The following is a 10,622-nucleotide window of genomic DNA, read 5'->3' as shown; positions in this document are numbered from 1 at the left end:
GTCCGACGGGTCCGCAAGGGGATCCGGGCGCCATCGGGCCGGAAGGGCCACAGGGAATCGCGGGTCCCACAGGCGCACAAGGTATTCCGGGCCCCACAGGCCCGCAGGGCGCGTCCGGTGATCCCGGAGGACCGACGGGTCCGGCAGGTCCGACGGGTCCGCAAGGGGATCCGGGCGCCATCGGGCCGGAAGGGCCACAGGGCATTCCTGGTAATACCGGCCCGACGGGGCCTCAAGGTACTCCAGGCGACCCCGGGGGCCCAACAGGGCCTCAAGGTGATCCGGGGCCGGTGGGCCCGATGGGACCAACAGGCCCCCAAGGCGATCCAGGTGGCCCAACCGGGCCCACGGGCTCCACGGGCTCCGTGGGGCCGCAGGGCGTTCCGGGATGCGCCGGTCCTCCCGGCTTGCAAGGTCCGCAGGGCCCTCCGGGGCCGGAAGGCCCGCAGGGGGTACGGGGTGATGCCGGCCCGCAGGGAGAACCCGGCTGTCCCGGCCCCGCAGGACCGAAGGGAAATCCCGGCCCGGTCGGCCCTATCGGCACGCAAGGCCAGAGGGGGCCGCGAGGAGATACCGGGCCAATGGGATGTCAAGGTCCGGCTGGGCCGGAAGGCCCGCAAGGCGAACGCGGACCGGAGGGGCCGCAGGGAGAAGCGGGACCGGAGGGACCGGAAGGCCCCATGGGGCCTCAAGGCCCGCAAGGCGCAAGGGGATGTCAGGGGCCGGAGGGACTTCAGGGAGAACGCGGCTATCCCGGACCACCAGGCCCCGTCGGGCCAATCGGTCCGGCAGCCGCTTTGGCCGGCGCGCACTACGTACAAAAGTATCCCGCAGAACAGACAGAGCGCTTGTATCCGGCTGGTCAAACCATGAAATTTAATACTGAAATAACAAGCGGTTTTCCATATATCGGCTATAATCATGCAACCGGTACATTTACAATCAGCCGCCCGGGCACTTATGTTATCAACTATCTGCTATATCCACAGGGCATTGTGGATGGAGATTCCACGCAAATATGCCTTGTGCTAAATGGAACAGTCACGGTCTTCCACGATCTGCTTTTCGTATCCAATTCTTTTGGTCTCGTCACCTTTACCGACGTGATTCAAACCAACGCGCAAAACGCGGAGCTTTGTTTTCTTAATAATGGGAAAACACTGTCTTTCCGTCAGTCGACGGAGCAGGTGTCCGGTATATCGATCTGGGGCCTTATTTGACACCCCCATCAACATCTCTTCAAAGGGACTGAAACTCAGGGCAGCCTTCTTTATTTATCTTAGTGGCCTTTCCTTCTTTCAATCAGCTTTTATCTATAAAAAAGCCGAGGTTTTAAAAATAAAACCTCGGCTAAAACCCGTGCCACACGGCTGCGGCGCAAAATAATACGCGGTACTTCTTCTCTGATATGCGGCGCCAATTTTTAAGCAGCCGCAAAAGCGGCTGAGACCCCTTCCCTTGCCGACTTCCCCGTTCCTTTTGGGGGGCTTACAGGTCCTGACTTTTCATATGCTCCATTTCCTTTTTCCGGTTGTTAAGACGCTTGACAAAGCCGAACAGCAGCAGACACCCCGCGGCAATCAAAAACGGATATAGCCCGGCAAGCTGAATTTTATGCAGGAACGCCGCCTGATAAATCAGACCTGCCGCAACGCTCAATATCGGCAGGATGAACATATACCCCGCCTTTCTTTGATTGCAAAGCGCGCTTTGAATCAAAAGCAGCGCAACAGCAGCCAATGTAACAACAATGTACCTCATAATGTTTACTCCTTTTCTTTTTTATACTTTTCAATAATCAGCTTCGCGGTTTCCACATCAATTCGGGAATCCACAGCCAACCCCTTAATAAAGGCGGAAAACGGTTCCTCCTCCTGTTGATTGCTCAGCTCGATTTTTTGAATGAGTTTATCAAGACGCAGGCGGACGGTGGGATAAGAAACGCTATACAGCTTTGCAATTTCTTTCAGCGACCCCGACCGCAGCACAAAGTTGCGAAGAAATGCCGCATCTTCCAACTCAAGGGACAGGATCCAGTGGGGAATTTTATCGAGCTCCAAACAGCTCCCCCCCTTTCATTATTTTAAATATAATTAAGTATAACATAAATATTATTTAAGTCAAGTAGTAAATATCATTAAACATTCGTGCATTCTTTGCTTTTAATAAAGAGCTAGGCCAAATTTTCGGGGAAAGGATTGACAAAGCGCCTACCTTGCGTTACAATATAGCCAATCTACATTGCAATGCAAGATAGGAGGTAAAGCAATGATTTCCTCGCAAATGCTGAAAGGAACGCTGGAGGGCTGTATTCTAAAGGTAATCAGCCAACAGGAAACCTACGGCTATGAAATATCAGAAAATCTGCGGGCCTATGGTTTTGCGGATATTTCGGAAGGAACGATCTATCCGCTTTTGCTGCGGCTGGAAAAGAACGACCTGATTACCGCACAGTACCGGGAGTCTCCGGTAGGACCGAAGCGAAAATACTTTTCTCTCGCACCTGCCGGTGAAGAGGAGCTTGTCCGCTTCTATTCCAGTTGGCAAGAGCTTGCGCTTGCAGTCAATACATTGTTCCAAAAGGGAGGCAAATAAAATGAATCAAAAAACCAGAGAGCTCAACCGGAGCAACAACGCCTTGGATGAGCAGATCAGCGCCGAAAACCATGAGGCCTTTACCGATATGATCTGCTATTTGCGGGGGGCGAAAATCTCAGCATACCATCAGGAACTGGTACGGCAGGATTTAACGGAAATGGTGCTTTCCGCCCAGCAGCGGGGAGAGCCTATTCACTCCGTTATCGGAGAGGATTATCAGGCATTTTGTGACAATGTAATCGCCAGCCTGCCTCCCGAAACCCCAAGGCAGCGAACCATTGATTTTTTTGATACGGTTTGCTGGTGCTTGTCTATCCTAGGGCTGATCAATATTGTGATTTCCAGTGACACGATTCTCCTCATTCGCAATGCCGTCACCGGAAAGCCCCTTGACTTCTCGATGGCCGTATCTCTGGGGAGCGTGATATCCATCGGCATCATCATCTCCGCCGCCTTTATCATCACATCCGCGATTCTTAAAAACTCTTTTCAAATAAGTCAGGTTCACGGAAAGCGCATAAAGATATTTCTTATTGGAGCGGGGCAGATGCTCTTGTTTTTACTGATTGCATGGTTTGGCCAAAGAACACTTTTCACAGTGAACATCTTCATCGCCTGCGCCTTTGTGTTGGCTTTCTATGCTGCTCATAAAATACTGGAGAGACTTTAATAGATCAAATACGGGTGTTCCTTGTTTCGAATCTATGCTTTTTCAACAGTCCGCCTGCCGGAGCGCTGTACAATGCATACCGTGTCAGACGGCGCAGGCAGCTAAACGGGCTTTTGGAATGGCGCAGCAATCGCTGCGCCATTTCTGTTTTTTATGCACATTCCTGAAAATAGAAGCGCTTGCGGCCGTATCCCCTTCCGTGAAACTGAAAAAGCACACCGTGAAAAATCCACGGTGTGCCCTGCGGGACAGTCACGATTAACGCTTTTGTCGGCCTGCCGCTGTTAAATTTTCAGATTATAATCTAACGGTATCCATGTGTTCAAAATCGAGTACCACCTCCGCCTGTTCAAAGGTGACTTCAAATAGAATCAGTGCGGGAAGGACGTCAGGAATACTCATAATATAGTCCGGCAGCTTGGTCAAAAACTTGTTCTTGATGTTTTCAATTTCCACAGAACTTATCCGAGCAATCCCCTCCTTGACCCGCACATGCTCTTCCCCTTTTTCCGCAATTGTCGTAAATGCGATATGAGGGTTTTTCTGAAGCTCCAAAACCTTCAGGTTGTCGCTGAAGGTGGAGAAATACAGGGTTCTCAGCTCTGCATCATAATAAAAGTTGACAATGCGCACATCAGGCGCCCCGTCCGCTACTGTTGCAAGCGCGATGGATGTCTGCGTTTGCATCATGCGCTCAAATTCCTGCCTGTAATCCATTTGCCAGTTCTTCTTCCTTTCGGACCTATTTTGTAAAGGAGCCGATTTCAATGAGATTGCCCTCCGGATCCGCAATATAGCAGGTCCGCTGGCCCCACGGTTCTGTTGTCGGCTCCAGAACAGGCACGGCACCCCTTGAAACAACCTTTGCAAATGCTTCATCCACGGCGGCATAGTTCTCGACACCCATCGCAATTTCGTAATGTCCGTTGATACCACTCGCATAGGAAAACGGGCTATTTGCCATTTGCTCAAAATCGCTTCTACGATAAAGCAAAAACAAGGTTCCATCCTTTACAAGATAGACATTGCTGGCGGTTTCTTCCTCCTTGATTTCAAATCCAAGCACATCCCGGTAGAAGCGCACCATCGTCGGCATATCTTTTACGAAAATTCCAAACCCATCTAATTTCAAAAGGCTTCTCCTCCTATTTTACTTCAGGGCAATGTAGAGGGCGATGTCGCAGTTTTCAGGATCACTGCTCATATATTCCTCAAAATCGCCTGTAAAGCTGCGGTCTAAACTCATCTGCCAGATTTCTCCCCATGCATGGGCAACAGCCTGTACCATATCCCCATGCACCAAAAATTTTGCGTATTTCCCAGCCGAGATCGTTTTGGCGGCCAGCTCAGGGTTTTCCGCCTTGGAAACCTCAATACCCGCCGTTACGCAGTATTCGCTGTCTGTATAATCGGAATATAGTCCAATGGCATATGCGTTCACCCTGTTTTTTATGCTGGCATTGATGCCGCCCTGATACAGCTTTTCCCACAGCCCGCCAATTATCTTCCCCATTTCCGGGTCGCTGTTGCCGGTGACAGCACTTACTCCCACAATCGTCTTTTCCTCTAAGCTTACAATTTCATAGTTCATTTCATTGTCCTCCTTGTTTTTGATGTTGTCATCATAATAACAAAGGCCAATTGACAGCTATGTGTCATATTATAAATATCTTGTCAGCGTTTTTTGTAGTTTATCCTTTATTTCCAGACGAATCTCCTCCGGCTCTAAAATCTCACAATCCTCTCCGAAGGTTGCGAGGTATTGATAGACCCAATCGCCCCTGGGCATAGTGAGCTGCGCGATAAATTCGCCGCCGGGAAGCGTTTTAAACTGTGAAAATTCATCATACACACGGTACGCCATTTTTTTTGACAGCTTGAGCGTAATGGTTACGAAGTCATCCTGAAAAACCTTGCTGTCGTTAAATATCTTTGCAGGCGCTGTGCGCTCAAAGTGCTCGTCGAGCAGCTTCAAGTCCTTTATGCGCCGGAGCTTAAAAAAGCGATAATCCCTGCGCACCCCGCAGAACGCATAAAGATACCAGCTCTGTCCCTTAAAGCAGAGTTTCAGCGGCTCCACCGTGCGCTGCATGCTTCCCTCGCTGCCATGATAGTAAAACGCCGTTTTTCTCTTCCCTATGATAGCGGCCTTGAGCGTGCGAAATAGCTTCGATTCCTCCTCAGCATTGGCCCACCCGGAGAAATCGACTTCAACCCAATCGGCATTTGCGCTTCCAAACAAGGAGGACAGTTTTTGCACCGCGGTGTTGGTTTGCTCCAAACTGACTGCGTTTACAGCGTGCAGCGCCGAGAGAATATCTGACTTTTCGCCATCGGTCAGCACGGCCTTATTGAGCACGAAGTCAGAGAGAAGCGAGATTCCGCCGCCTTTGCCCTTGGTCATATAAATCGGAATGCCCGCCGATGATAAAAGCTCCACATCCCGGTAAATCGTGCGGGGAGAAACCTCAAAATGTATCGCAAGCTCTCCGGCGGTCATACTCTCTTTGTTCAGCAGTAGATACACCATTTCAAACAGCCTGTTAATCTGCATCGTATCGCCTCCATTGTTTCTATAATAGAATGATACCACACTGAGGCAAAGGTCCTTAGACAAAACAAACGCGTCCCTAAAGCTGGGACGCGTTTGCTGTCTAGGACTGCGCCTATCTTGATTTAACATCCGAAAACTGCGGTGAAAATATCAGCTTATATGCTCCTCCAGTCAAATTCCGCATCAGCGTAATCACTCATACCATTTCCAGAAGACCGATTTCCAATTAAGTAAACTTGATATATGCCAGTTTTGAGTGCAATTGTATCCTCGCTTCCAAGAGGAGACACTAATGGCACCTACAAGCATTGATACTAAATCAACAAATAATCCACGATACTCATTGATGGTATATGTAGCCTTGCAGAACAAAAAGTACAGATGCATCGTACACCATAATAAACATAACCGGTATTGTACGATGCCTGATAATTATGGTGCCTGCCAAAATATTCGCTCTTTGTAAGGCCGACATTTTTGCGGGATTCTCTCTAGCGGCGATATAGTCATTTACAAGAATGATGCCCGAACGTGCAGGAACAGGCACATCACCAGCGCCAGACTTGTCAATTTTTTGTCATGAGCGTATACCTCTTTCTTTCATTTGTATATGTTATGCTGAGGCAGAATTCCTCCAGAATTCTTTGAATGAAAAACGTCCGAAAGAGCGGATTGAGGAAGGCACTCAAACAAGCATTCGGACGGCCCGAAGGCCGCCTGAATTGCAAGTGGTGAACCATCTATTCGATTTCACTTTTGCACTCTTGCTACAAAAAACTTATATGCTCTTGTAAAAATTTTTTGTATAGCCGTGATAGCAATCGCAGTAAACACCCATATGATGGTGGTTTTGTTTATAATGACAATGAGCACAAAAAGGAGTACACTTAAGAAGCAAAGTATCGCCTGCAAAAATAAAAACATGCGTCTTTTGGCTCCCTTAATATCAGTATAAACATCAGTTTTATTTATATTTCTTAATATTGATATACCTAGCCACAAATCGTGAACGAAGTACAAGATTGCTCCAAATTCAAGTAATGAAAACGAATTTGATAAGCTCATAAATAGATATCCTCTAAATTAACCCCAACTAGTCGGGGTGTATTCATTTCCATAAACGTTCCAAAAAGCAGTCTGCCCAGCGTCGAATCCCTCCAGTCGTTTTTGTCCAAATATCTGAATAAGTCTTTTGTGAAAGCAATCCCTGATCGGCATGAACAGTTGCTACATATCCATCATCAGATTGGAATACGCCGATTGCTTTCCCGGACGGGTCTACTCCATATATGTGATACTGGGTATATGTGGCGTCAACAGTAAATACTTTTTTAACAACATACTGAATAACGCCACTCCCAACTACTGCTCGCGTAAAAAACGCTTTTTTTACAGCATTTTCAAACATTTCTTCTACTGCTATCTCCAAAAAGGTTTTTTCAGGACAGTAAAAAATGCAATTACAGATGCTATAAACCCGTACATTTCATCTCTGCTACCGCCACTAAAGTTTGTAGACTTCTTGATCGGGACGAACTCATTTGATGGCAATGAACAGATAGCTGGCACATCTCAGCACGAAAGCAATACTCACCATAAGTCTGATTCCCGTCATTAGTAATCAAGCTTAAAAGCTCTACATAGAAAACTTTTTAAGAGCGGATTGAAAAAGACTCCCCAAACAAGCATTTTTGCAACGTAAAAATGGCAGGCGTGTCCACATCTGCCCTGCTTGCCAGTTATATGTTTCCCAGGGGCCTGCAACCAAGCTGCCGGACAGCAAAAAGGGCAGAGACACACTATTCCCGGCGATCGGCCTTGACAGGGAGCGATTCTTATATTGGCATAATCGTGGACCGCACGTCGAAAGGCAGACTGCCGGTCTGCCACTGTTCCAGCGGCAGAAATAATGTGACGGTGACAGAATACGTCGTCACAGGCTTTATCCGAATTGGCAGATCAGGCATATTCGATTGATTGTCAAAGTACGGATATATTTAAGATTTATTATTTTACCGCTAATCTCCCTGAAAGGCCGCGTCTGCGGTCTTTCAGGAGATTGATTGAATAAAAGCAGATAGTAAAACCTGATAACACATTGCGGTGCAATGATTACACCGTCAAGACGAATGAACCGCCCGCTTGTCTGCTAGTTCCGCAATAAAAAGCTGAAAATATTGCTTATCGCCATAAAAAACGAAACCGTTCACTGTAATCCATGAGTCGTTAAAATAATATGAGGCTATTGTATCTTCGCTTTCTATGTCAATTTTATATGACCACCCACCAGTTTTAATTGGTATTTTTGGAATGCAGAAATCATATCGAAAATTATTTAAATATGTAATTATTGAATGCACTTGCTCTTTTTCAGTAAATTTCACTTTGTCTCCGGTATTTCCATCTCGGATTTTTACCGATTCAATGGTTGATGCATTTATAGAAAAAACTTTGCCGCTAAAGGGTTCATATGTGGTAAACACACTGAAACGCGTTGCTAGAAACGAGATGTATATTCCAAGAATGGCAATTCCCCCCAATGCCAAAAATATGATATACCTTTTTCGAAAGGTCCATATCAAGCTTTTTCTGGCTGCCATTCTCAAACACGAATCCCCCCCTCCGAATAATCATCACCAGAAGCAGAGGCCAAGTCAATGTATCTTGGATGTGTTGTCCATCCGTCAGCGACTTTGAGATACGTTTTAAAAAGTCCTGTCGTAGAACTAATCAAGTGCGTATACGCATACCCAACAATTTGGTGGTTTCCGTATGTCTGATGTCCTTACAACATAACATACATTTTCTTTTTCATGTTATACCTCTTTTCTCATTTTGTAAAGAATCCGCTGGAATAGAGATATGCAAAATGCCTTCGCAATAATACTTACTGCATTGGTCTGCTCCTTTCATGCCCTCGGTGGCGTGGGATCGTTGGTTTCGGTTTCCCTTCGTAATAATAGTGTCTGGAAAACCGAAAAAGCCGACAAAACTTTTAAAATATTTCAATTTTTACATTGGGCACTTTTATACGCTATACTGAATGTGAAAATAATTGAGAATTTGCGTATGGAAGGCGATCCCTGTGGATGTCAATAAAAAGAGAATACTTGTTGAGCAATGGTATCGGCAATACTCAAAACTGCTGTTTCTGCTGCCTGTCTGCTGGATACTCCTGACGCGGCAGAGGAAATTGTGCAGGAAACATTCCGCATTTTGATGTGGAGGCGGGCTGGAAAGACTTCCAACAGAACTATTGTCCCACGGAGAAAAAGACGATTGAAATGTACGGCGATGACCGGCAAAACAAACTTGTTCACAAACACAAAATCGAGAGACGGGCAGATTTGAAAGCTCCCCAGCCCAAACGGCGGGTCATAGATTCCTGTGGATCGTTGCCATTGCCGCCGCTGTGATATGTCTGTGCGCGGTAACCGCAAGCGCTTTTGAAAGCAACATTTTCAAAATGTTTGCACAGTGGCCGCAGGAGATTTTCCAATTCCATACCGAAGAAGTTTGGTCGCAGGGAGCGGAGTATACCTCCGGCACCGTACTGGATTCAAGTCAGACGTTGGAAGACGCATTAAAGGAAGCGGACATCACACAGCGCGTTTCCCCTGTAAAGCCTTCCGGGATCCACTTCGTGGATTCCAGAAGGCTCTACCTTTGTAACAATGGATGCTTATCCTGACATCGGAGAACCCTTATATACTGCTGTCTATGAAAATGAAACGACATGTAATACAATTATAATGTCTGTAAATGTGCATCAAAAGTCACAAGCTTTTATACATGAAACGGATGACAGTCAGGTCACTGTATATACCGCAGGCGAAATAGATCATTACATGATGAAAAACAATGATGTGCTGACCGCTACCCAGTTTGCTGGCCCTCTGGAATGCAGCATTATGGGCGAAATTTCGGAATCAGACATGGAGTCTATGATTAACTCTATTTATGAGGAGTAGATCGAATTGAGAAAGCTTTCTTCAAGAGGAATTTCTCTGCGAACAATTATAGCGAACGCAAAGAACGGCAGCTTGCCCTCAAGCTGCCGCCTTTTTATTTCGTAGAGGTTAGTTGTGAGGGGGCACCACAGGTGTTTGACAACATATGATGTAGTGTGAGGTTATTCTGCTCGGTCCCACGCTGGTTAAAAGGCAAGTAAACTAGTCTGGATAAATGCGCACTTTTCTCGAAAGTAATATATAGTATATAGTACGTTTGAAAGAAAACGAGAAGCCCAATCATTGCCTCTGGGAAACGCCCTTTAGCCAAGCGCTGCGTTCGGTAGAACAACGGCCCACAACGCTATCCACCATCAATCCAAGGCGAAAGCACCTATGATACTCACGGTGGTGCTTTCCAAAGAAAGAAGGCGTATCTTTTATATGAAATATGAAGATTACCGATGTGTGCGCTGTGGAGCCTCGTATGGGCAATGCAGCTGTAATGCGGGATATAACTGCTGTCAAACCTGTTACTGCAAGGGTCCGCAGGGAGAAATTGGTCCCACCGGGCCGCAGGGCGATGCTGGGCCTGCCGGGGCGCAAGGCGAAGCCGGGCCCGCTGGCATCCAAGGTCCGCAAGGTTTGATCGGACCCACCGGGCCGCAGGGCGATGCTGGGCCTTCCGGGGCGCAAGGTGTTCCCGGTCCCGCGGGCATCCAAGGTCCGCAAGGTCTAATCGGACCCACCGGGCCGCAGGGTGATGCTGGAGCGCAAGGTGTTCCCGGTCCCGCCGGCGCTCAGGGTCCGCAAGGTTTGATCGGACCTACCGGACCACAAGGCGATGCTG

General features: G+C 47.5%; 13 protein-coding genes and 1 pseudogene. 5 read left to right on the top strand and 9 right to left on the bottom strand.

Translation table 11 applies throughout. From position 1 onward, the window contains the following. The first annotated feature begins 581 nt into the window (after nt 1-581). Nucleotides 582-1,220: a hypothetical protein gene (locus RTU96_RS14500; protein WP_312637363.1), complete on the top strand. Its 639-nt coding sequence runs from the start codon at nt 582-584 to the stop codon at nt 1,218-1,220. Between the two features lie 268 nt (nt 1,221-1,488). Here RTU96_RS14500 and RTU96_RS14495 read toward each other — a convergent pair whose 3' ends face one another. Together RTU96_RS14495 and RTU96_RS14490 are read right to left on the bottom strand one after the other, a co-directional pair. Next, entirely contained in the window at nt 1,489-1,761 is a 273-nt protein-coding gene (locus tag RTU96_RS14495; protein WP_312637362.1) for a hypothetical protein, read from the bottom strand. A gap of 5 nt (nt 1,762-1,766) precedes the next feature. Beyond that, nucleotides 1,767-2,060 (bottom strand): DUF2089 family protein, encoded by a 294-nt coding sequence (locus RTU96_RS14490; RefSeq protein ID WP_312637361.1) that lies wholly within the window; start codon nt 2,058-2,060, stop codon nt 1,767-1,769. A gap of 208 nt (nt 2,061-2,268) precedes the next feature. Here RTU96_RS14490 and RTU96_RS14485 point away from each other — a divergent pair, with 208 nt between their 5' ends. Further along, nucleotides 2,269-2,595: a PadR family transcriptional regulator gene (locus RTU96_RS14485; RefSeq protein ID WP_312637360.1), complete on the top strand. Its 327-nt coding sequence runs from the start codon at nt 2,269-2,271 to the stop codon at nt 2,593-2,595. Nucleotide 2,596: 1 nt separating this feature from the next. After that, nucleotides 2,597-3,268: a hypothetical protein gene (locus RTU96_RS14480; protein WP_312637359.1), complete on the top strand. Its 672-nt coding sequence runs from the start codon at nt 2,597-2,599 to the stop codon at nt 3,266-3,268. Nucleotides 3,269-3,565: 297 nt separating this feature from the next. Here RTU96_RS14480 and RTU96_RS14475 read toward each other — a convergent pair whose 3' ends face one another. The 7 genes from RTU96_RS14475 to RTU96_RS14445 form a co-directional block, all read right to left on the bottom strand. After that, nucleotides 3,566-3,985, bottom strand: coding sequence for a pyridoxamine 5'-phosphate oxidase family protein (locus RTU96_RS14475; protein ID WP_312637358.1), 420 nt, complete (start codon nt 3,983-3,985; stop codon nt 3,566-3,568). Nucleotides 3,986-4,010: 25 nt separating this feature from the next. Continuing rightward, nucleotides 4,011-4,400 carry a VOC family protein gene (locus RTU96_RS14470; RefSeq protein ID WP_312637357.1) on the bottom strand — a complete coding sequence of 130 codons (390 nt, stop codon included), beginning with the start codon at nt 4,398-4,400 and terminating at the stop codon, nt 4,011-4,013. 18 nt (nt 4,401-4,418) lie between these two features. Next, nucleotides 4,419-4,859, bottom strand: a complete 441-nt coding sequence (locus RTU96_RS14465; RefSeq protein WP_312637356.1) for a GyrI-like domain-containing protein — start codon at nt 4,857-4,859, stop codon at nt 4,419-4,421. Between the two features lie 69 nt (nt 4,860-4,928). Then, complete coding sequence (locus RTU96_RS14460) at nt 4,929-5,822, bottom strand: YafY family protein (protein WP_312637355.1); 894 nt, start codon at nt 5,820-5,822, stop codon at nt 4,929-4,931. Nucleotides 5,823-6,572: 750 nt separating this feature from the next. Beyond that, complete coding sequence (locus RTU96_RS14455) at nt 6,573-6,887, bottom strand: hypothetical protein (RefSeq protein WP_312637353.1); 315 nt, start codon at nt 6,885-6,887, stop codon at nt 6,573-6,575. A gap of 43 nt (nt 6,888-6,930) precedes the next feature. Further along, entirely contained in the window at nt 6,931-7,251 is a 321-nt protein-coding gene (locus RTU96_RS14450; protein ID WP_312637352.1) for a hypothetical protein, read from the bottom strand. 691 nt (nt 7,252-7,942) lie between these two features. After that, the gene (locus RTU96_RS14445; protein WP_312637351.1) at nt 7,943-8,422 is read right to left on the bottom strand and encodes a hypothetical protein; all 480 of its coding nucleotides are present in this window, start codon (nt 8,420-8,422) and stop codon (nt 7,943-7,945) included. A 1,047-nt stretch (nt 8,423-9,469) separates the two neighbouring features. Between RTU96_RS14445 and RTU96_RS14440 the strand changes: the two genes are divergently transcribed. Both RTU96_RS14440 and RTU96_RS14430 read left to right on the top strand, forming a co-directional pair. Continuing rightward, nucleotides 9,470-9,793: a DUF4367 domain-containing protein gene (locus RTU96_RS14440; RefSeq protein ID WP_312637364.1), complete on the top strand. Its 324-nt coding sequence runs from the start codon at nt 9,470-9,472 to the stop codon at nt 9,791-9,793. A 519-nt stretch (nt 9,794-10,312) separates the two neighbouring features. Next, a pseudogene (locus RTU96_RS14430) lies at nt 10,313-10,622 on the top strand (collagen-like protein); the annotation flags it as partial.

The organism is Oscillibacter sp., assembly GCF_032018205.1.
Taxonomy (GTDB): domain Bacteria; phylum Bacillota; class Clostridia; order Oscillospirales; family Oscillospiraceae; genus Oscillibacter.
This window is presented reverse-complemented; position numbering and strand designations above follow the sequence as displayed.

Coding starts and splice junctions, on each gene's coding strand:
- RTU96_RS14475 (WP_312637358.1), bottom strand. CDS start 3,985: ATGGATTACAGGCAGGAATTTGAGCGCATGATGCAAACGCAGACATCC.
- RTU96_RS14485 (WP_312637360.1), top strand. CDS start 2,269: ATGATTTCCTCGCAAATGCTGAAAGGAACGCTGGAGGGCTGTATTCTA.
- RTU96_RS14445 (WP_312637351.1), bottom strand. CDS start 8,422: ATGGCAGCCAGAAAAAGCTTGATATGGACCTTTCGAAAAAGGTATATC.
- RTU96_RS14455 (WP_312637353.1), bottom strand. CDS start 6,887: ATGAGCTTATCAAATTCGTTTTCATTACTTGAATTTGGAGCAATCTTG.
- RTU96_RS14460 (WP_312637355.1), bottom strand. CDS start 5,822: ATGCAGATTAACAGGCTGTTTGAAATGGTGTATCTACTGCTGAACAAA.
- RTU96_RS14500 (WP_312637363.1), top strand. CDS start 582: ATGGGATGTCAAGGTCCGGCTGGGCCGGAAGGCCCGCAAGGCGAACGC.
- RTU96_RS14465 (WP_312637356.1), bottom strand. CDS start 4,859: ATGAACTATGAAATTGTAAGCTTAGAGGAAAAGACGATTGTGGGAGTA.
- RTU96_RS14495 (WP_312637362.1), bottom strand. CDS start 1,761: ATGAGGTACATTGTTGTTACATTGGCTGCTGTTGCGCTGCTTTTGATT.
- RTU96_RS14480 (WP_312637359.1), top strand. CDS start 2,597: ATGAATCAAAAAACCAGAGAGCTCAACCGGAGCAACAACGCCTTGGAT.